Annotated in this window: 22 protein-coding genes; 8 read left to right on the top strand and 14 right to left on the bottom strand. The window is 67.4% G+C overall.

The features are described from left to right. Positions 1-64: 64 nt before the first annotated feature. Both CFB52_RS25900 and CFB52_RS25905 read right to left on the bottom strand, forming a co-directional pair. On the bottom strand, positions 65-1,675 hold the full coding sequence (locus CFB52_RS25900) for a DUF2957 domain-containing protein (protein ID WP_060011985.1): 1,611 nt from the start codon (positions 1,673-1,675) through the stop codon (positions 65-67). A 632-nt stretch (positions 1,676-2,307) separates the two neighbouring features. Next, entirely contained in the window at positions 2,308-2,604 is a 297-nt protein-coding gene (locus CFB52_RS25905) for a cupin domain-containing protein (protein WP_059583237.1), read from the bottom strand. 425 nt (positions 2,605-3,029) lie between these two features. Between CFB52_RS25905 and CFB52_RS25915 the strand changes: the two genes are divergently transcribed. The 3 genes from CFB52_RS25915 (at position 3,030) to CFB52_RS25925 (ending at position 6,324) form a co-directional block, all read left to right on the top strand. Next, complete coding sequence (locus tag CFB52_RS25915) at positions 3,030-3,974, top strand: ABC transporter ATP-binding protein (protein WP_059642345.1); 945 nt, start codon at positions 3,030-3,032, stop codon at positions 3,972-3,974. Between the two features lie 3 nt (positions 3,975-3,977). Beyond that, positions 3,978-4,739: an ABC transporter permease gene (locus CFB52_RS25920; RefSeq protein ID WP_059583240.1), complete on the top strand. Its 762-nt coding sequence runs from the start codon at positions 3,978-3,980 to the stop codon at positions 4,737-4,739. A gap of 160 nt (positions 4,740-4,899) precedes the next feature. Then, positions 4,900-6,324, top strand: a complete 1,425-nt coding sequence (locus CFB52_RS25925) for an MFS transporter (RefSeq protein ID WP_060011987.1) — start codon at positions 4,900-4,902, stop codon at positions 6,322-6,324. Positions 6,325-6,391: 67 nt separating this feature from the next. On the opposite strand, the gene CFB52_RS25930 is transcribed toward CFB52_RS25925, so the two are convergent. From CFB52_RS25930 to CFB52_RS25940, 3 genes are all read right to left on the bottom strand, one after another. After that, positions 6,392-6,622, bottom strand: coding sequence for a hypothetical protein (locus CFB52_RS25930; protein WP_059583243.1), 231 nt, complete (start codon positions 6,620-6,622; stop codon positions 6,392-6,394). A 272-nt stretch (positions 6,623-6,894) separates the two neighbouring features. Continuing rightward, a complete protein-coding gene (locus CFB52_RS25935; RefSeq protein WP_059583245.1) occupies positions 6,895-7,326 on the bottom strand; it encodes a TA system VapC family ribonuclease toxin in 432 nt (143 codons plus the stop codon). After that, a complete protein-coding gene (locus CFB52_RS25940) occupies positions 7,323-7,550 on the bottom strand; it encodes a CopG family transcriptional regulator (protein ID WP_179231791.1) in 228 nt (75 codons plus the stop codon). The genes CFB52_RS25935 and CFB52_RS25940 overlap by 4 nt, the downstream gene beginning before the upstream one ends. A 313-nt stretch (positions 7,551-7,863) precedes the next feature. Here CFB52_RS25940 and CFB52_RS25945 point away from each other — a divergent pair, with 313 nt between their 5' ends. From CFB52_RS25945 to CFB52_RS25960, 4 genes are all read left to right on the top strand, one after another. Then, complete coding sequence (locus CFB52_RS25945) at positions 7,864-8,295, top strand: YciI family protein (RefSeq protein ID WP_060011989.1); 432 nt, start codon at positions 7,864-7,866, stop codon at positions 8,293-8,295. A 111-nt stretch (positions 8,296-8,406) separates the two neighbouring features. Further along, positions 8,407-9,213, top strand: coding sequence for a DinB family protein (locus CFB52_RS25950; RefSeq protein WP_060012032.1), 807 nt, complete (start codon positions 8,407-8,409; stop codon positions 9,211-9,213). Continuing rightward, on the top strand, positions 9,210-9,917 hold the full coding sequence (locus CFB52_RS25955; RefSeq protein WP_060011991.1) for an alpha/beta fold hydrolase: 708 nt from the start codon (positions 9,210-9,212) through the stop codon (positions 9,915-9,917). The genes CFB52_RS25950 and CFB52_RS25955 overlap by 4 nt, the downstream gene beginning before the upstream one ends. A 108-nt stretch (positions 9,918-10,025) precedes the next feature. Then, positions 10,026-10,961 carry an alpha/beta hydrolase family protein gene (locus CFB52_RS25960; protein WP_226094016.1) on the top strand — a complete coding sequence of 312 codons (936 nt, stop codon included), beginning with the start codon at positions 10,026-10,028 and terminating at the stop codon, positions 10,959-10,961. 106 nt (positions 10,962-11,067) lie between these two features. On the opposite strand, the gene CFB52_RS25965 is transcribed toward CFB52_RS25960, so the two are convergent. Continuing rightward, on the bottom strand, positions 11,068-11,298 hold the full coding sequence (locus CFB52_RS25965; protein ID WP_059583251.1) for a hypothetical protein: 231 nt from the start codon (positions 11,296-11,298) through the stop codon (positions 11,068-11,070). 207 nt (positions 11,299-11,505) lie between these two features. After that, positions 11,506-12,405: a hypothetical protein gene (locus CFB52_RS25970; RefSeq protein WP_060011993.1), complete on the bottom strand. Its 900-nt coding sequence runs from the start codon at positions 12,403-12,405 to the stop codon at positions 11,506-11,508. Positions 12,406-12,483: 78 nt separating this feature from the next. Here CFB52_RS25970 and CFB52_RS25975 point away from each other — a divergent pair, with 78 nt between their 5' ends. Continuing rightward, on the top strand, positions 12,484-12,822 hold the full coding sequence (locus CFB52_RS25975; protein ID WP_012339501.1) for a helix-turn-helix transcriptional regulator: 339 nt from the start codon (positions 12,484-12,486) through the stop codon (positions 12,820-12,822). An 18-nt stretch (positions 12,823-12,840) separates the two neighbouring features. On the opposite strand, the gene CFB52_RS34800 is transcribed toward CFB52_RS25975, so the two are convergent. The 7 genes from CFB52_RS34800 to CFB52_RS26010 form a co-directional block, all read right to left on the bottom strand. Further along, positions 12,841-12,984, bottom strand: a complete 144-nt coding sequence (locus CFB52_RS34800) for a hypothetical protein (RefSeq protein ID WP_180278261.1) — start codon at positions 12,982-12,984, stop codon at positions 12,841-12,843. Then, the gene (pqqE, locus tag CFB52_RS25980) at positions 12,972-14,111 is read right to left on the bottom strand and encodes a pyrroloquinoline quinone biosynthesis protein PqqE (protein WP_089465741.1); all 1,140 of its coding nucleotides are present in this window, start codon (positions 14,109-14,111) and stop codon (positions 12,972-12,974) included. The genes CFB52_RS34800 and pqqE overlap by 13 nt, the downstream gene beginning before the upstream one ends. 1 nt (position 14,112) lies before the next feature. Continuing rightward, positions 14,113-14,394: a pyrroloquinoline quinone biosynthesis peptide chaperone PqqD gene (gene pqqD, locus CFB52_RS25985; protein WP_006480620.1), complete on the bottom strand. Its 282-nt coding sequence runs from the start codon at positions 14,392-14,394 to the stop codon at positions 14,113-14,115. Next, positions 14,391-15,110 (bottom strand): pyrroloquinoline-quinone synthase PqqC, encoded by a 720-nt coding sequence (gene pqqC / locus CFB52_RS25990; RefSeq protein ID WP_059583257.1) that lies wholly within the window; start codon positions 15,108-15,110, stop codon positions 14,391-14,393. The genes pqqD and pqqC overlap by 4 nt, the downstream gene beginning before the upstream one ends. A gap of 2 nt (positions 15,111-15,112) precedes the next feature. After that, a complete protein-coding gene (gene pqqB / locus CFB52_RS25995) occupies positions 15,113-16,036 on the bottom strand; it encodes a pyrroloquinoline quinone biosynthesis protein PqqB (protein WP_059583258.1) in 924 nt (307 codons plus the stop codon). A 61-nt stretch (positions 16,037-16,097) separates the two neighbouring features. Beyond that, positions 16,098-16,172, bottom strand: coding sequence for a pyrroloquinoline quinone precursor peptide PqqA (gene pqqA / locus CFB52_RS26000; protein ID WP_006485436.1), 75 nt, complete (start codon positions 16,170-16,172; stop codon positions 16,098-16,100). Positions 16,173-16,512: 340 nt separating this feature from the next. Continuing rightward, positions 16,513-18,570 (bottom strand): sigma-54-dependent Fis family transcriptional regulator, encoded by a 2,058-nt coding sequence (locus CFB52_RS26010; RefSeq protein WP_099317788.1) that lies wholly within the window; start codon positions 18,568-18,570, stop codon positions 16,513-16,515. Positions 18,571-18,681 lie beyond the last annotated feature (111 nt).

An 18,681-nucleotide genomic window follows, 5' to 3' on the forward strand; every position in this document is an offset into this window, starting at 1 on the left:
CTCTTGAAATTCGATTCGCCGGCGGCGACGCGTGCGCCGCCGGTGCTACGTGTTCAATGTGGGGTTACTGGACGAACGCGCCCACCGTGAAGAACGGATTGACCTTGTTGTTGTTGACGACCATCGCGTAGACGTTTCCGGCCGTCACGAGCCAGCCCGTGTCGCCCTTGCTGAAGATCGCCACGTTGCCGTTCGCGCCCTTCGCGTTGAAGTCCTGCGTAGCGGTCACCTTGATCTTGCCGGGCGTGGCCTGCGCATAGTCCAGCGCGAACTGCGAGGTGACCGACGACGTCTGCGGATCGATGAACGCCGCGGTATTGCCCTGGAACAGCGTGGACGTATAGTTCGCGGCCAGCGTCGACACGGCGGTACCGTCGTTGCAGCTTCCGGCTTCCGACATGAACACGCCGTTGACGAACGCACCAGGAAGGTCCGGGTGCGGGACGGACGGATCGAAGCTCGGCCGCGCCAGCGCGATCGCGTTCGGCTGCCCGTTGGAGGTCACGATGCCGCATGCCGATGCGCTGGTCGCGCCGATGTAGCCGCCCTTCAGCGAATTCGCCGCGATCGCGCTGGCCGACGACAGCATCGAGATCCCGACTTCGGCATCCGCGACCGACGCGAGCAGGTTGGTCGGATCGACGTGCGTGTAGCCGACACGAATCACGATCGGCACGCGTACGCCGTTCAGCTTGCCGACGATCATGATGCCCTTCGCCTGACTCGGCGCAATCACGAGCGATGCGCCCTGCCCCGCGACCGGATACACGAGCGTGCCGAACTGGTCCGGGACCGCGTTGCTCACGAACACGTTGTCGGCCGACCCGTCCGCGTTCTTGCGCAGCACCCACGGCGACCCGGTCGTCTGGCACGAGTAGTCGCTGCCCTGGGTAATCGTGCATGAGCCGTCCGCATTGAGCGTCTGGTTCCAGTTGACGACGTCCGGCTCCCAGCCGACCGGCCCGCTCGAGCTCTGGCCATTGCCGCCGAGCGGCGACAGATGAATGCCGACCTCGTTGTAGTTCCCCGCGACCTTCGAGAAGTCGGTTTCCGTTTCGACGAAGCCGATGAACGGATAGAAGTCGAACGTGCGCGACGGCACGGTGCCGAGGAACAGACCCGGTACGATCTCGATGCCCGGGAACGCGATCGTCGCCCCCGGAATCCCGCCGCCCACCACGCCGTTGCCCACGAACAGCATCGGCGGATCCGCACGGTTGATCGTCACCGCATACGCGCCGTCGCTCGTCGCGCCGCTGTCGAGCACGAACGCGCAGCGGTTCTGCTCGGCCGTCGGAAGATTGGTCGGATGGTGGAACGCGCCGCTGATCGTCAGGCCCGCGCGCGTGTCGTTGACTTGCCCTGCCGAGGTCGGCACCGACGATTCGATGAACTGCATCTGATAGGTGAGCTTCGTCGTGTCGAACTTCACCTTCACGTACTCGCCGCTGCCGGCGCCGCCCGTGTACGTCGTCGTGTAGTCGAGCGCGTCCGGACACAACTTCGTCACGACGGGCGGCGTCGTGTCGGCGCCGCTCGGCCCGCATGCGCTGCCCGAGCACTGCGGCACGGTGATCGGCCCCGGATCGTCGCCGCCGCCGCAACCGGCGACGAACGGCAGCGCCAGCACAGCACACGACAGGATCGCCTTCCGCCATTCAGGAATGCAAATCATCAACCCCTCCTTTTCAGGTACGACAAGTCTCGTCCGGCCGGGCTGCATGGCCCGCCGGTTGGTATCGCGCCGCCGCACGGACGCGCGGCGCATGATGGTGCGCGCATCGCCGCCGCGATGCCGTTCACGCACATGCGGCACACGCCGCGGCGGCGGACAAGCGCGCTCCCGCGGCGCCGTCATGCGGCACGGCGCCGTCGGAACGATCGAAACGGAAAGTGGCTTGGCCGCTGCGGCTTTGCCGCTACACGGCGAGGCGACGATGCAGGCACGCGATCCGCGGCGCGCCTGCATTCGGCGAAAAATCGGGAAACGGCAGTCCGGCTGGCCCGGCGGATAGGCGTCTCATGATGTGGTCTCCATACGTACGCTTGATTCGTTATCGTGATGCGTCGTTCGTCGAGACTATGATCGGACCATTCCCACAAGTAAATGGATGCAGAGTTCCAAACGAATGAACCCGCGCAATCCTAGCGTTTGTACGGTATTTAACAGATTTTCAAACGGCCTTCATTTTATTTGCTCAGACAAATACCCGGCCCGTGGAACGCGCGTTTGAACGGCAGCCGCCAATCCTCGCCGAGCCAAGCCGGCCGGCCCTGGGCGGCACGCACGCATGCTGCGGCGCAACCTCACACGTCGATGATCGCGAGCGTGCCGTGGCTGCCGGGCAGCACCGCGTGGCGCGTGCCGGCGTGCGCGAGGTACATCTGCCCGGCCCCGACCACGACCGTTTCTCCGTCGACCTCGAGCATCAGCGTGCCGTCGAGCACCAGCAGCCCCTCGTTGTAGTCGTGCACTTCCGCTTGGTAAGGCTGCGCATCCATGCGCAATACCTTGATCCGGGCCGGCCCCACTTCGCCGACGATCGTGGATTTCCATGCGGCGGCCTGTGCGTCCGCCACGGATTTGAAATCGACCAAGGACATGCGCGCCGCTCCCTATCACGATGAAAGGAACGCATTATCGCGAGCGCCGCATGTGCCGTCCCGGTACGGCGCGAGGGCCGGCAGGCAGCACAGTCGGTCGGCATGTCGGGCAGCCACGCCGGGCGCGGCCCGATACACGGAAAAGAACCCCGATTGTTCGCATCTTTCAACTAAAACATCGAATCATTGGGAAATCCGCACGTAATCCACGCAAATCCAGCACCGCCGCTGCCCGACTTTTCCATCAGAATGCATTTCGATGTGCCGATTGCTAATATGGCGGTCCCGCGATCCCGCACCACCCTGCCGTTCGACATGACGCCCGTTCGCCATGCCGTTCCCGGTCCCGGCCGCTGCGCAGCGGCGGCGGCGCCGGGCACGCGCGGCGCCCGCCGTCGCACCGGGCGGCCGTGCCATCCGTGAGCATGCAACCGATCCTTTCCGTCTCCGACCTCTCCAAGACTTACGCGTCCGGCTTCCAGGCGCTGAAGCACGTGACCCTCGACATCCGCCCCGGCGAGATCTTCGCGCTGCTCGGGCCGAACGGCGCCGGCAAGACGACGCTGATCGGCTCGATCTGCGGCATCGTCACGCCGACCGAAGGCCGCGTGACGGTCGGCGGCCACGACATCCGCGATCAATACCGCGCGGCCCGCGAGATGATCGGCCTCGTGCCGCAGGAGCTGACCACCGACGCGTTCGAAAGCGTCTGGGCCACCGTGTCGTTCAGCCGCGGCCTGTTCGGCAAGGCGCCCGATCCCGCGTACATCGAGAAGACGCTGAAGGCGCTGTCGCTGTGGGACAAGCGCGACAACAAGCTGATGACGCTGTCGGGCGGCATGAAGCGCCGCGTGATGATCGCGAAGGCGCTGTCGCACGAGCCGCGCATCCTGTTCCTCGACGAACCGACGGCCGGCGTCGACGTCGAGCTGCGCCGCGACATGTGGAAGCTCGTCGATTCGCTGCGCGAAAGCGGCGTGACGATCCTGCTGACCACGCACTACATCGAGGAAGCCGAGGAGATGGCCGACCGGATCGGCATCATCCTCGGCGGCGAGCTCGTGCTCGTCGAGGAAAAGCGCGAGCTGATGCGCAAGCTCGGCAAGAAGCAGCTCACCGTGCAGCTCGAGCACCCACTCGCGGAGGTGCCGCCCGCGCTCGCGCCGTTCGGGCTCGAGCGCGCGGAAGACGGCGCCGCGCTCGTCTATACGTACGATTCGCAGCGTGACGACGCGAGCATCGCGACGCTCATCAACGCGCTCGGCTCGGCCGGCATCGGCTTTCGCGACCTGCATACGACGCAGAGCTCGCTCGAGGACATTTTTGTCAGCCTGATCGACAACCGCCGCAACGGCGTGCAAGGAGCCTGACGCATGAACTGGCATGGAATCCGCGCGATCTACCGCGCAGAAATGGCCCGCACGCGCCGCACGCTGATGCAGAGCATCATCGCGCCGGTGATCTCGACGTCGCTGTATTTCGTCGTGTTCGGCTCCGCGATCGGCTCGCGCATCAGCGACGTGAACGGCATCGGCTATGGGTCGTTCATCGTGCCGGGCCTCGTGATGCTGTCGCTGCTGTCGCAGAGCATCTCGAACGCGTCGTTCGGCATCTACTTCCCGCGCTTCACCGGCACGATCTACGAGATCCTGTCCGCGCCCGTGTCGTACTGGGAGATCGTGATCGCGTACGTCGGCGCGGCCGCGTCGAAGTCGATCCTGCTCGGCGTGATCATCCTCGCCACGGCCGGCCTGTTCGTGCCGCTGCACATCCTGCATCCGGTCTGGATGGTGCTGTTCCTCGTGCTGACGGCCGTCACCTTCAGCCTGTTCGGCTTCGTGATCGGCATCTGGGCCGACAGCTTCGAGAAGCTGCAGCTCGTGCCGCTCCTGATCATCACGCCGCTCACGTTCCTCGGCGGCAGCTTCTACTCGGTCGACATGCTGCCGCCCGCGTGGCGCGTCGTCACGCTGTTCAACCCGATCGTCTACCTGATCAGCGGTTTCCGCTGGTCGTTCTACGGGATCGCCGACGTGCACGTGTGGATCAGCCTCGCCGCGACCGCGCTGTTCCTCGTGATCCTCCTCGCGGTCGTCGCGTGGATGTTCCGCACCGGGTACAAGCTGAAGAACTGACGCACGCGTGCGTCGCGCGCGCCGCCCGCCGATGACGCATTTCGGCAAGCGGGCGGCGCTTTTCCTCTGATGCGGCAGTTTGTGGTCGCGTCTACTGAACGTGAAGCATCGGGGCCTCGAGCATGCGCTGCGCGGCCCCTTTTTCATTTCAGAGGACGCCATGCCCGCCGCCACCGCTCCCGCCTCCGCCGCCGCCCGGCTCGAACGCCTGCCGTTCTCCGGCTATCACAAGCGCATCTTCTTCATCATCGCGATCGCGTTCTTCTTCGACTCGGTCGACCTCGGCACGATGACGTTCGTGCTGGGCTCGATCCGCAAGGAGTTCGGGCTGTCGACGGCCGCCGCCGGCCTCGTCGCGAGCGCGAGCTTCTTCGGGATGGTGCTCGGCGCGGCCGTGGCCGGCCTGCTCGCCGACCGGTTCGGCCGCCGGCCCGTGTTCCAGTGGAGCATGGTGCTGTGGGGCGCCGCGTCGTACCTGTGCTCGACCGCGCAGAGCGTCGACGCGCTGATCGTCTATCGCGTGCTGCTCGGCATCGGGATGGGAATGGAGTTTCCGGTCGCGCAGACGCTGCTGTCCGAATTCGTGCCGACCGAGAAGCGCGGCCGCCTGATCGCGCTGATGGACGGCTTCTGGCCGCTCGGCTTCATCACGGCCGGCATCGTCGCGTACTTCGTGCTGCCGCAGTTCGGCTGGCGCACCGTGTTCGCGCTGCTCGCGATTCCGGCCGTGTTCGTGCTGGTCGTGCGCCGCATCGTGCCCGAATCGCCGCGCTGGCTCGAGCATGCGGGCCGGCACGCGCAAGCCGACGCGGTGATGCAGACGATCGAGGCGAAGGTGATGCGCTCGGCCGGCGTCACGACGCTGCCGCCGCCGTCGCGGCTCGCCGAGCCCGCCGCCGCACGCGGGCGCGGCGCGCTGCGCGAGATCTGGAGCGGCGTGTACCGTCGCCGCACGGTGATGGTGTGGCTGCTGTGGTTCTTCGCGCTGCTCGGCTTCTACGGCCTCACGTCATGGCTCGGCGCGCTGCTGCAGCAGGCCGGCTTCGAAGTCACGAAATCGGTGTTCTACACGGTGCTGATCTCGCTCGGCGGCGTGCCGGGCTTCCTGTGCGCCGCGTGGCTCGTCGAACGCTGGGGACGCAAGCCGACCTGCATCGCGTCGTTGATCGGCGGCGGCGCGATGGCGTATGCGTACGGCCAGAGCGCGCTGTACGGCGGCAGCACGACGCTGCTGATCGGCACGGGCCTCGCGATGCAGTTCTTCCTGTTCGGGATGTGGGCGGCGCTGTACACGTACACGCCCGAGCTGTACGGCACCGGCGCACGCGCGACGGGGTCGGGCTTCGCGTCGGCGATCGGCCGCATCGGCTCGCTGATCGGACCTTACGTGGTCGGTGTCGTGCTGCCGGTGTTCGGCCAGGGCGGCGTGTTCACGCTCGGCGCGCTGTCGTTCGTCGCGGCGGCAATCGCCGTGTGGACGCTCGGGATCGAGACGAAGGGCCTCGCATTGGAACAACTGGCGGCAGGCGACGAAGCCGGCGGCGGCAGCCGGTATCCGGCGGCGGCGGCGGACGAGGCGTCCTGATCGTCGCGCGGGCTCTCGGCCCGTTTGGGGGCGGGCGGGTGTTCGGCGCCGTGCCCGGCCGGGCCGGTCAGGCGCCCGAGACGACGAACTCTTCGGCCGCCTTGCGCTGGACCGCGGCCATCACGGCCAGCTCGCGCTTGCTGCGTGCGTCGCCGGACACGACGCCCGTCGCATGCTTCGCCTTCGCCCCGAGCGGGAAAAACACGAACGATGCGCCGGCCGGGGCCGCCGGCTCCGCGCGCAGGCGTTTGTTCAGGATTTTCAGGTACTTCTTCTTCGAGACTTCCTTGACAGCCATGGCGCCCTCCGCATGAACGTGGTGCGGACCAGCATACCAGCTTTGCCGAGGCGCTCCGTGACAGTGGTATGCGCCGCCGCGCGCGCTCGTGCCCGTGCATGCCCGCAACGGGCCTGCACCGGCCTCACTGCCGAACTTTCCAAACAAGGGCACGGGCGAAAGGCGCGCTGTTCCGGACGCCGAGGACAAGACTGTCCCGCTGGAAGGCACCGCGAGAAACCGAAAGCAACCCGTTCAAGCGTCGCTGCCACGGCGCCCTTTCCGATCGAGCGTCAAGCAATCAGTTCAAGGTGCTTGGCGCCATTCGGCACGGCGTCGACGACCAGACGCCGATCAAAATTCGCCAGTTTGCCTTTGTGCGCGCGAGCCAGCGCCAGCAGGTACGTATCGGTCAATTGCGCGGACGACAGCAAACGGGTGGCGTCGACGTGCTGTTCGTCCAGCAAGCTCACGTCGTCCGGCCAGAAAGTGTGGCCGGCATGCGACCGCAGTTGCGCGACGAGCGGAGCTACGGACATATACGAGCCCATCGTATTCGTGTATTTCGGATTGCAGATGATCCGAATAACGCCGTTCTCGGTGAGCGGGCAGGTAGACCATGCCGAATGACCTACCCGTCCAAACCATGCATGTGCAGGCTCATGCTGAACATGCGCAGGATTCAGCAAGGCGATGAGGACGTTGACGTCGAGCAGGTAGGTCATCCAAGTGAATCGTCGCGAAGTTGATTAACGATGTCGGGCGTGACGGGACGTGCCGTCCCGGAGACCGGTATCAACGGCAAGCCGTTGCGGTTCGACTGGTTCGTCGTCCGCTGCAGTGCCGCGCGGGCGAGATCGGAAATAACCTTGCCGATACTCACGCCCGGCTTCGCGCGCTCCCGTGCGAAGGCGAGGACGTCGTCATCAATGTCCAGAGTGGTGCGCATGTCTCTCTCCTGATAGGCATCCAACATCAAGCATCACTATCATATGGCAGACGCATCAGACATCAAGCATCCCGCATCAGTGTTGTTGTAAACGTGACGGCGCGCAGCGAGCTTGCCGATCGGATCCACAGCGTGCCTGGTGCGCGTGCCGCCCGCGGCAAGAGCGGCGGCCGGCATCGCCGTTTCCATCGCGGATGAAAACTTTTTCCCGCGATGTCGATTCGCGTCGCCGCCGCGCGTCGTGTTGTCGTAACCCTGCGTTTGCCGCCTCCGGCCGGCAGACACCCTCGTTCCCTTTCAAGGAGATACGACAATGCGCGTCATGGTCATCGTCAAAGCCACCGCCGATTCCGAATCCGACCGGATGCCCGACACCGACATGCTGGCCGCGATGGGCCAGTTCAACGAGGACTTGGCAAAAGCCGGCATCCTGCTCGCCGCCGACGGGTTGCGCCCGAGCAGCCACGGCAAGCGCGTGCACTTTTCCGGCAAGAACCGCACGGTCATCGACGGCCCGTTCGCCGAAACGAAGGAGCTCGTCGCGGGCTACTGGCTGTGGCAGGTGAAATCGATGGACGAGGCCGTCGAATGGGTGAAGCGTTGCCCGAACCCGATGCCCGGCGACTCCGACATCGAGATCCGCCCGCTGTACGAGCTCGAGGATTTCGGCGACGCATTCACGCCCGAGCTGCAGGAGCAGGAAGCGCGCATCCTCGCGGACATCGACGCGCGGCAGAAGCCCTGAGCGGGGCAGGCGGGCGGTGCGGGCGAGCCTCGCATGCGCCCGAATGAGCCGGTTGACGAAGCCGGGCATAGTAACGTATCGTTTTGCACCGTTACGATGCCGAGCTTCGTCATGCATTCCCGTTTCGACCGTTTCCGCTTGACCGCACTCGGCGCGCAGCTCGAAGCGCTGATCGAGCAGCCCGAACGCTATCTCGAGTTCGCGGCGCTGTCGCGCGTCGGCGTCGCCGCGATCGGCGCGATCCAGGACGAGATCGCGCGCAAATTCCCCGAAGTCGAAGCCGACACGACGGCCCGCCAGTTCTGCGGCGCGATGGTCGCCGACGTCATGCGTCGCCGCGGCCATGAGGTCGTGCAGGCGCGCGGGCGGCTCGGCGGTGCGCTGTTCAGTTATGGCGCGGTGTTCAGCGCGCACCCGCAACGGCTGCCGTTCGCCGACGTCGTCGCCGCGCTGGCCCGCATGCCGGCCCGACTCGCCGCCTGCGCGGCGCATGTGCCGGCGGCGCTGGCCACCTGCCGCCCGGCCGGCACCGGCTTCTCGCTCGTCGAACATGCGTGCCACCTGCGCGATCTCGATGCGGTGTTCGCCGCGCGTATCGAGGCCATACGCACGGCCGAGCTTCCCGTGATCGAATCCGTCGACGGCACCGCGCTGGCCGCGCAACGCGACTATCTCGCGCAGCCGCTCGGTCTCGCCGTCGCGGCGTTTCGCAGCGGCCGTGCCGCGCTGTGCGCCGCCGCGGCCGCGCTGGAACCGTCGCAACTCGCGCGCTGCGGGCTGCGCGACGGCATCCGCCGCATGTCGCTCGACGAACTCGTGCGCGAGTTGCTCGACCACGACCGCACGCACATGCTCGAACTCGACGAACTGCTCGCCGAGCTCGAATTGCCGCCCCTGCCTTCAGCACACGGCGCATGATCACGCCCACGCCCGTCGTCTTCATTCACGGCTTCATCGGCACGTTCGACGTGCGCGGCTGGAGCGGCCCGCACCTCTGCCCCGACCTGCTCGGCTACGGCGCGCATCGCACCACGCCGCCCGACGCGATCTCGCTTGCCGCGCAGGTCGAGCATGTGCGGCACACCGTCGATACGCACTTCGGCATGGAGCCGGTCGACGTCGTCGGCCATTCGGTCGGCGGCGCGATCGCCATGCTGTTCGCGCACGCGCACCCCGAACGCGTACGGCGCATCGTCAACGTCGAAGGCAATTTCACGCTGGACGATGCATTCTGGTCGGCCTCGGTCGGCCGCATGACGCCCGACGAAGCCGATGCGATGCTCGACGGCCTGCGCGCGGCCCCGCTCGACTGGCTGCGCGGCGCGATCGACGACCCGTCGCCGGGCCAGCTCGCCGACGCACGCCGCTGGCTTGCGCATCAGCCGGCATCGACGCTGCGCGCGATGGGCCGATCGGTGGTCGAGACGACGGGCGCGGCGGGCTACCTGCCGGCGCTCGCGCAGGTGTTCGAGCGTCATCCCGTCTGGCTGATCGCCGCCCACGCGCTCGCCCGCTGCGCCGGCTTCGACACCATCGCCGGCTGCGGGCACCTGATCGCGGCCGAGCGGCCCGACGCGTTTCGCGCCGCCATCGCACGCATCGTATGCGAGCCGCCCGCCTGACAACCCGTAGGATTCGCCGAAATATGGTTGAAAGGCACGGTTGCTAGAGTCGCCGGAACAGGGTTTTCCCGGCACCCGGCCGGACTGGATCGACACATGCGAGGATCGATGAACCTGGCACGTACCTTCTGGCTGCTCCTGCTGCTCGCCGTCACGAGCCCTGCCTTCGCATTTCATGCGCGGGTCGTCGCGATTCCGAGCGCCGCGATGAGCGAAACGCTGAAGGCCACCATCGTGCTGCCCGACGATTACGCGCGCGACCACCACGGCGAACGCTATCCCGTCGTCTATCTGCTGCACGGCTCGGGCGGCGACCATACCGACTGGACGTCGAACACGCACATCGCCGCGCTCGCCGACCGCTACCGCGTGATCCTCGTGATGCCCGACGGCGGACACGAAAGCTGGTACATCGACAGCCCGTTCGATTCGGGCAGCCGCTACGAAACCTTCGTCGGCGATGAAGTCGTGTCCTATGTCGACCTGCATTTCCGCACGATCGCGGCCCAGCACGCACGCGCGATCACCGGGCTCAGCATGGGCGGCTTCGGCGCGCTGCGCATCGCGCTCGACCGGCCCGACACGTTCGGCGCGGTCGGCAGCATCAGCGGCGCGGTCGACCCGCGCTGCTGCGCGAACGAGCCGGGCATCGACCACGTGTTCGGCGATCCCGGCCGCCATCCGTCGTTCTGGAACCGCAACGTGATCGTCGAAAACGCGCGGGCATTCGTGCGCGCGCATCTCGACCTGACGATCGATTGCGGCCGCGACGATGCCTTCGTCGACTCGAACCGCACGCTGCACGAACGGCTCGTCGCGCTCGGCGTGCCGCACGACTATGCGGAGCGCCCGGGCGGTCATACGTGGGATTACTGGGCGAATGCGATCCGCTACCAGATGCGGTTCTTCGCGACCTCGTTCCAGCATCGCGGCTACGCGTCGCGCGCCGCGCCGTCCGCGCCGTCCGCACCGGACATGACCCGTGCGGGCCGACGCACGGCAACCGCTCAAGGCGGCTATCCGGCCGAAGGCCGCAAGGCCTGACATCGAGAATCGAAACGGGGTGACGAACCGGCATGCCGCGCAACGCGCCCGGCAGGAAGATGAACGCGCGTCGCACGACGCGCGAAAAAGAGAAACGACGAAGCCGTCAGTTGCCGTGCGCGGTATCCGCGCCGACGACGCGATCGAAGAATTCCTGTGCACGCGCCAGCTCGTCGAGCGCGCGATCGAGACGCGACATCGCGCGTGCGTAGTGGGCCGACGAGCCGTCGTCGTCGCTTTCGCCGCGCACGGCGCGAAACGCCTGATCGACGTTGCGCGTCGCTTCGACGAAGCGTTGTGCGGCCCGCGCTTCCCGCGAACGGATATGGGTCGACATCGACACTCCTCCCTCAGGATTGCAGTGTGAAGCACGCCGACGCCCAGTGTGCGTGGTACGCATGTCGGCGGCGTGAACCACGACCCGTCGCATGTCGACGCATCGGCCGCCGCGCCGCGCGCTTCGTGCCGATTGTCGCGCCGCGCTCGCCGATCCGCTACGGCGAGATTGCAACAAATTCTTGCGCGAACGGCTTCGCGTGGGTCGTCACGCGCGCCCGATGCGCGGATGCGCCAGCCCCGCGAACGCGGCCGCCTCGCCCGGCGACAGGTCGAACAGATCGCCGGTGAGATCGCGCGGATGCTCGACCGCCGGCCGGTGGCGCATGCGCGCGACATGCGTGGGCGCCACATACGCGGCCGCCGTTTCGAGCGGCGGCACGTCGAACAGATCGCGCGTGACGCCGCGCACGGCGTCCGTCGGCGAACGGCCGCGCAAGCGCGCGACCAGCTCGACGAAGCGATCGAAATCGCCCGCGCGCGTGGCCTTGTTCACTTCAGCGAGATCGCGCGCCTTCAGCACGCACGGCTGCGCCAGCCGCACGAAATACGGCGCTTCGAGCTCGACCGACAGCGCGAGCGGATAGCTCTTGCCCGTCTGCTCCTTCGCACGCCCGACGCAGTCGACCACGGCCGCACCCTGTGCGGCGCCCAGCGGCTTGCCGGTGCTCACGCTGCGCAGGTGATCGGGAAACACGCGCAACTGCGTGCCGACCGTCAGCGCGGTGGACGACGCGCACACGAGCGCGTAGTGCTGCTCGCGACGCCGGCCCGACGGCAGCGTCGAGCGGCTGGCGATGAACGTATGCGGCGGCAACGGCCGCACCTGCCCGCCTGCGTCGACCCACGCATTCCACAGCAATGCGTCCTTGCGCTCGCCCGCGCGCGGACGCGACGCGACCGGCGAGAACAGTGCGAGCAGCGAACCGGTGCGATGCGCGGCGACTTGCGCGCTGTTGCCGAGCGGCTGGTTGATGCCCCACAGAAAACGCCCGCCTCCGAGCCGGCGCTCCCATTCCTTGCGGAGTACGACGGTCGGCAGCTCCTCGCCGGACTCGGTGCCGATCTTGGTCCAGCAGAACGTGGGAGGGAGGTGTTTCAGTGTCATCAACTTTCTCGGGATACAGCCTCGCTGCTGACAGCAAGCCCATTCAACAGCCGTAACTGTATAGGTATAATGCATCGCATGGAAGCCCCGGACCAAGATTTTCCCGTTCAAGACCTGTTGCGCCGCCTGATGGCGGATACACGCTCGTCCAGCGAAATCGCGCGGCTTTCCGGGGTCAGCCAGCCTACCGTGTCGCGCCTTCGGTTGTCGAACGGGCGCCGGCTGCGCCGCAGCGCGCCATTCAATAAGCTATGCAGTTTCTATGGTGTCGATACGGAGCCGTCGCGCCGCCGGTACAACGACCTGCTGCGCGACGCGATCGTCGACGCGTGGGACGGGTCGGACGAGCACGGGCGCGCGCTGCTGGTCGTGATTCAGGGGCTGAAGGATTTGCAGGCGAAGGCGGATGACGGGTGATGGCGCGCGCGTGCGCGGTCATTCATCGAGATCGAATGCGGTGGGTACGCGCGCCCGCATCGGCGGCGGCGCGCCGTTTTCTCCCTGCGCGGCGCGGCGGCGCGCGAGCACCGCGTCGCGCGCCGCCGCCTTCGTCCTGACCGCGCGCCTCAGCGCTCGCACGCCGCGTCGCATTGCGCGAGCGAATTCTCCTTGCTGCGAAACACCAACGGCTGTTCGGCGATCGGCGCGCGACGTCGCGCGAACTGCACGGCCTGTTCGACCTGGCCGTGATGGGCGGACTTCGCGCACACCGGGTCGGCCTCCTTCGGGTCGCCGGCCAGCAGGTAGGCCTGACACCGGCAGCCGCCGTGATCCGTATGCCGCTCGTCGCACGTGCGGCACGGCTCGCGCATCCAGTCGTCGCCGCGAAACGCGTTGAACGCGTCGCTGTCGTACCAGATTTCCCGCAGCGACCGGTCGCGCACATTCGGCAACGCGAGCCCCGGCAGCGACCGCGCGGCATGGCACGGCAGCGCGGTGCCGTCTGGCGCGACACCGAGAAACACCGAGCCCCAGCCGTTCATGCACGCTTTCGGGCGGCGCTCGAAATAGTCGGGCACGACGAACAGGATCTTGCAGCGCTCGCCGATCAGCTTGCGATAGCGGTTGACCGTGTCCTCGGCCTCGCGCACCTGCTCGACGGTCGGCATCAGTTGATCGCGATTGAGCATCGCCCAGCCGTAATACTGCGTGTTCGCGAGCTCCAGGTAATCGGCGCCGAGATCGAGCGCCATCTCGATGATCTGCCCCACGTGCGGCAGGTTGTAGCGATGCAGCACGCAGTTGAGCACCATCGGGTAGCCGTGCGCCTTGATCAGCCGCGCCACGTCGCGTTTCAGTTCGAACGTACGCGTGCTGGTCAGGAAATCGTTCAGCTCGCGCGTCGAATCCTGCAGCGACAACTGAATATGATCGAGCCCGGCGGCCTTGAGCCGCTCGATGCGCGCGACGTTCAGCCCGATGCCCGACGTGATCAGGTTCGTATAGAAGCCGAGCCCGCGCGCATGCGCGACGAGCGTCTCGAGGTCGCCGCGCTGCAGCGGCTCGCCGCCCGAGAAGCCGATTTGCGCGGCGCCGAGCGCGCGCGCGTCGCTGATGACCGTGCGCCACGCGTCGGTGTCCAGTTCCGCGCCGTGCGTCGCGAAATCGACCGGGTTGTAGCAGAACGCGCAATGCAGCGGGCAGCGGTACGTGAGTTCCGCGAGCAGCCACAGCGGCGCGGACGGACGGGAAGTGTCGGGCGCCATGTCAGTCGAGCCAGCCGCGCAGTCGCGCATGATCGAGGAAGCGGTAGACGTCGGTCGCGAGATCGGATTGCATGAACAGGCGCTCGAGCTCGCCGATGATGTCGTCCAGTTCGCGCGTGCCGTCGCAGCGCGCGAGTATCTCCCCCGCGCTCGGATTGAGCTTGACCATGCCCTCCGGATAGAGGAGCACGTACGCATCCTGGGCCGCCTCCCATTGGAGGCGGTACATGCCCCTGAGGCAGGGGCGCAGCGGCACGCCGCTGGCGGCTTCGATCGCGTTCATAGCGGATAGGCCTTTTCGACGGCGTCGAGCATCGACCACAGGATGTCGAGCTTGAATTGCAGGATGCCGAGCGCGCGCTGCTGCGCGTCCGGTGTCGTGAAATGCTCCAACGTGACCGCGAGCCCGTGCTCGACGTCGCGTTGCGCGAGCGGCACGCGGCTGCGGAAATAATGCAGCCCGGCCGGCTCGATCCACGGGTAATGCGACGGCCAGCCCGCGAGCCGGTCGAGATGGATCTGCGGCGCGAACATCTCGGTCAGCGACGAGCACACGGCTTCCTGCCACGGCGCGCGCCGCGCGAAGTTCACGTACGCATCCACCGCGAAACGCACGCCGGGCAGCACGTGTTCGAGCGACCATAGCTCGTCGCGCGTCAGACCGCATGCCTCGCCGAGCCGCACCCACGCCTCGATGCCGCCTTCGTTATCGCCCTGCCCGTCGTGGTCGATCAGCCGCTGGATCCAGCGGCGCCGCGTCTCGCGGTCGGGACAGTTCGACAGGATCGCCGCATCCTTGAGCGGAATGCAGATCTGGTAATAGAAGCGGTTCGCGACCCAGCCGCGGATCTGCGTGGGCGAACAGGCGCCGCTGTTGAGCCGCCGGTTGAACGGGTGATGGATGTGATAGCGCGATTCGAGCGCACGCAGGCGCGCCTCGAATTCGGTCGCGGTCCAGGGCGTCGCGTGCAACGCCGTAGCGGGGATCGGTGCGTTCATCGTCAGACCTGGAATTGCATGCCGTCGTGCGCAACGTCGATGCCGTGCGCGCGCAGGTGCGCATGCTCGACGGAATGCGGATCGAGAATCGGGTTCGTGTTGTTGATGTGCGTGAGCACCTTGCGCGTGCGCGCGGGCAGCCGGTCGAGCCAGTCGATCATGCCGGGCCGCCCGTGTTCCGCGCACTGCGCGAGATGCCCCATGTCGGCCGCGTGCTTGCCCGACAGGCCGAGATCGATCATCTCGGTCCCGGTCCAGAACGTGCCGTCCACCAGCACGAGATCGGCGCCGTCCATGGCCGCGCGCACGTCGTCGGTGACCGACGCGAGCCCCGGCGCATAGAACGCGCGCCGCCCGCTCGCGACGTCCTCGATCGACAGCGCGATGTTGTCGCCGGGCGCGGCCGAAGCACGCCGCGGCGAATAAGGCGGCGGCTTGCTGTCGACGGCGATCGCGGTGAAACGGATCCCGCGCGCCGCGGGCACTTCGAATGGCTCGCCGGGCACGATCGTGTGCGCGGCGACGCCGCAGTAATGGCCGAGCAGGGGCACGAGCGGCAAGCCGGTCGACAGGTCGTCGAGCACCGGCGCGCTCGCGTACAGCGGCAGCGGCGTCGAGCGCTCGCGCAGCATCAGCAGGCCCGTCACGTGATCGATCTGCGCGTCGCACAGCACGACGGCGGCGATGCCGCTGTCGCGGATCGCGCGCGCCGGTTGCAGGTCCGGATCCGCGCGCAACTGCGAAAGAATGTCGGGCGACGCATTGACGAGAACCCAGTCGATGCCGTCTTCGCTGACCGCGATCGACGACTGCGTGCGCGGCACCACGTGGCCGCTTCCGCTGCGCGCGCGGCGGCAGTTCGCGCAATTGCAGTTCCATTGCGGCAGGCCGCCGCCGGCTCCCGAGCCGAGTATCTTGATCTTCATGGGCGTCAGCTCCCGAGGCCGCCCGCGCCGACCACGGCGAAACGGGCGGCACGCGCGGCGATCAGCGGTTGGCGATGTACATCGTGATTTCGAAGCCGAAGCGCAGGTCGGTGTATGACGGTGTCGTCCACTGCATGGTGTGTCTCCTGTTGAGTTGATGAATCGATGAGTCGATGTGTTGCTGCGTGAGTCGAACAACCGCGGTGATCGAGCGGTCGCTTCCTCTTCAGCAAGGAGCGTGCCGATGCGTTGCCTTCACCGCCAGGCAGCGGCATACGGCCGTCATCCGGGCATCGGGACCCAATCCTTACGAATGGCCGACACGATTCGCGCGAATGCACCCGGCCGGCCGGACGGCGCGAGGCGCCCGGGCGGTGACAGGTGTTGAATCGTTGAACACCGGTGTTGCAACTTGACACACCGGCTGTGACACGTTGCGCACCCGGCGCACCGGCCGGTGCGCCGTGGCTCGCGTATCAGCTTTCTTCAGACGGGTGGCGCGCCGCGTCGGCCGCGGGCATCTTCCGGTAGATCGTGTTGCGCGACACGCCGAGCGCGCGCGCGGCGGCGGACACATTGCCGCCGTGACGGGCCAGCGCGGCCGCGATCGCGGATGCCGCGACATCCTGCAGACGCGTGTCGGCGGGCGGGAAGGCGTCCGCGCCGCAGGGTCCCGCGCCCGCCACGGCAGACCGGGCGGGTGCGGCTGACGACGCGCACGCCTCGGAGACGGCCTGCACGACCTGCGCATCGCCGCGCCGCAGGTCGTCGAAGAAGTCGTCCGGCAGGTGCTCGCGGCGGATTTCGCCGTCGTCGTCGACCATCGCGGCCGCCGTGCGCAGCAGGTTGCCGAGCTGCCGGAAGTTGCCCGGCCACGTGCAGCGCACGAACAGTTCCATCACGTCCGGCGCGACCGACAGCGGCGGCCGGCCCGGGCCCGCGAACGCTTCGCGCTGCAGCATCTTCTGCACGACGACCGCGAGATCCGTGCGGTCGCGCAGCGGCGGCAGGCGCACCACGAGGCCGTTCAGCCGGTAGTAGAGATCCTCGCGGAAACGGTTCTGCGCGATCATGTCGCGCAAATCGCGGTGCGTCGCGCAGATGATCGCGATATCCACGGGGATCGTCTTCGTCGAGCCGAGCGGGTTGACGAGGCGCTCCTGCAGCACGCGCAGCAGCCGCACCTGCAGCGGATACGGCATGTCGCCGATCTCGTCGAGGAACAGCGTGCCGCCGTTCGCCTGCAGCAGCTTGCCGATCGCCCCCTTGCGGCGCGCGCCGGTAAACGCGCCCTCCTCGTAGCCGAACAGTTCGGACTCGATCAGCGTCTCCGGAATCGACGCGCAGTTGACCGCGACGAACGGCGCGTCGCGGCGCGGCGAGTCGTTGTGGATCGCCTGCGCGAGCAGTTCCTTGCCGGTGCCGGTCTCGCCGGTGATCAGGATCGGGATGTCCTTGCCGATCACCTTGCGTACCTTCGCGATCACGCTGGCGACCTGCGCGTCGCCGGTGTCGAGATAGTTGAGCCGCGACAGGCCGGCCGACGTGCTCGCCGCCGGCGCGGGCGCCGCGTTCGCGCGCGCGGCCGGCGCCCCCGCATCGTGGACGTCCGTCGGCCGGCTGCCTTCGGCGAGCGTCGCGCGGCGAAAGTGCACGCGCGCGCACACCACCGCGCCGTTGCCGAGATTGAGCATCAGGTGCCGGTCGGTGCTCGCGCGCATGCGGTCGATCAGTTGCGCACTGGTGATGTCGAACAGCGACGACAGCGTGTGCGCGCGCAGCGCGGCGAGCGGCATGCCGAGCTGGAACTGCGCGCTGCGATTGGCCGACAGGAAGCGGCCGTCGGCGGTGAACGCGACGATCCCCTCCATCAGCGTGCCGAGAAATTCGGGGCGGCCATGGAACGACACCTGCAGCGTTTCCTGAAAGGTCGTCGTAAACAGGTGATTCTCGATCATCTGCACCGACATCTTCGCGAGCGCCATCGTGTGCTGGTGATAGCTGCGGTGGTCGCCCGTCACGTCGAGCACGCCGATCGCGTCGCCGTACGGATCGAGGATCGGCACGCTCGAACAGGTCAGGAAGCGGTTCGCGGCCAGGAAGTGCTGGTCGCCGTGGACGACCATCGGGCACAGCTCGGCCAGCGCCGTGCCGATCGCGTTGGTGCCCTGCCGGTTCTCCGCCCAGTTCGCGCCCGGGCGCAGCGCGACCTTCTCCGCGCGGCGCAGGAAATCGTCGTCGCCGATCGAATGCAGGATCAGCCCTTCCGCGTCGGTCAGCACGATCATGCTCTGCGTGTTGACGATCTGCTCGTGCAGCGTTTCCATCACCGGCATCGCGTGCACGCACAGCACCCGGCTCTGCTCGCGCTTGAGCACCAGCGCCGCGTTCGACAGCACGTCGTAATCGGGGCGTGCCGATACCTGCAGGCCGAACGTCTCCGAGCGCTCATGGGCCTTCTGGATCGACGGTGCGGGCCAGCCAGCGGGATGCGCGGCCCGTGTCCCGGCCGCCTGCTCTACGTCATCGCGCATTGTCTCCTCCGGGGGATCCTTCCGGTCAACTGCCGGACTCTTTGCCGTCATTGCAAGCAAGCATCGGGCCACGCTGGCGCCGCGCAACCCGATCGAAAGGAGGATGTAATG

The organism is Burkholderia sp. AU18528, from assembly GCF_002223215.2.
GTDB classification, from domain to species: domain Bacteria; phylum Pseudomonadota; class Gammaproteobacteria; order Burkholderiales; family Burkholderiaceae; genus Burkholderia; species Burkholderia semiarida.

Coding starts and splice junctions, on each gene's coding strand:
- CFB52_RS25975 (WP_012339501.1), top strand. CDS start 12,484: ATGGAAGCCCCGGACCAAGATTTTCCCGTTCAAGACCTGTTGCGCCGC.
- pqqC (WP_059583257.1), bottom strand. CDS start 15,110: ATGAACGCACCGATCCCCGCTACGGCGTTGCACGCGACGCCCTGGACC.
- CFB52_RS25935 (WP_059583245.1), bottom strand. CDS start 7,326: ATGACCTACCTGCTCGACGTCAACGTCCTCATCGCCTTGCTGAATCCT.
- CFB52_RS25900 (WP_060011985.1), bottom strand. CDS start 1,675: ATGATTTGCATTCCTGAATGGCGGAAGGCGATCCTGTCGTGTGCTGTG.
- CFB52_RS25925 (WP_060011987.1), top strand. CDS start 4,900: ATGCCCGCCGCCACCGCTCCCGCCTCCGCCGCCGCCCGGCTCGAACGC.
- CFB52_RS25945 (WP_060011989.1), top strand. CDS start 7,864: ATGCGCGTCATGGTCATCGTCAAAGCCACCGCCGATTCCGAATCCGAC.
- CFB52_RS26010 (WP_099317788.1), bottom strand. CDS start 18,570: ATGCGCGATGACGTAGAGCAGGCGGCCGGGACACGGGCCGCGCATCCC.
- CFB52_RS25905 (WP_059583237.1), bottom strand. CDS start 2,604: ATGTCCTTGGTCGATTTCAAATCCGTGGCGGACGCACAGGCCGCCGCA.
- CFB52_RS25960 (WP_226094016.1), top strand. CDS start 10,026: ATGAACCTGGCACGTACCTTCTGGCTGCTCCTGCTGCTCGCCGTCACG.
- CFB52_RS25940 (WP_179231791.1), bottom strand. CDS start 7,550: ATGCGCACCACTCTGGACATTGATGACGACGTCCTCGCCTTCGCACGG.
- CFB52_RS25915 (WP_059642345.1), top strand. CDS start 3,030: ATGCAACCGATCCTTTCCGTCTCCGACCTCTCCAAGACTTACGCGTCC.
- CFB52_RS25965 (WP_059583251.1), bottom strand. CDS start 11,298: ATGTCGACCCATATCCGTTCGCGGGAAGCGCGGGCCGCACAACGCTTC.
- CFB52_RS25920 (WP_059583240.1), top strand. CDS start 3,978: ATGAACTGGCATGGAATCCGCGCGATCTACCGCGCAGAAATGGCCCGC.
- CFB52_RS25955 (WP_060011991.1), top strand. CDS start 9,210: ATGATCACGCCCACGCCCGTCGTCTTCATTCACGGCTTCATCGGCACG.
- pqqB (WP_059583258.1), bottom strand. CDS start 16,036: ATGAAGATCAAGATACTCGGCTCGGGAGCCGGCGGCGGCCTGCCGCAA.
- pqqD (WP_006480620.1), bottom strand. CDS start 14,394: ATGAACGCGATCGAAGCCGCCAGCGGCGTGCCGCTGCGCCCCTGCCTC.
- CFB52_RS25970 (WP_060011993.1), bottom strand. CDS start 12,405: ATGACACTGAAACACCTCCCTCCCACGTTCTGCTGGACCAAGATCGGC.
- pqqE (WP_089465741.1), bottom strand. CDS start 14,111: ATGGCGCCCGACACTTCCCGTCCGTCCGCGCCGCTGTGGCTGCTCGCG.
- CFB52_RS25930 (WP_059583243.1), bottom strand. CDS start 6,622: ATGGCTGTCAAGGAAGTCTCGAAGAAGAAGTACCTGAAAATCCTGAAC.
- CFB52_RS25950 (WP_060012032.1), top strand. CDS start 8,407: ATGCATTCCCGTTTCGACCGTTTCCGCTTGACCGCACTCGGCGCGCAG.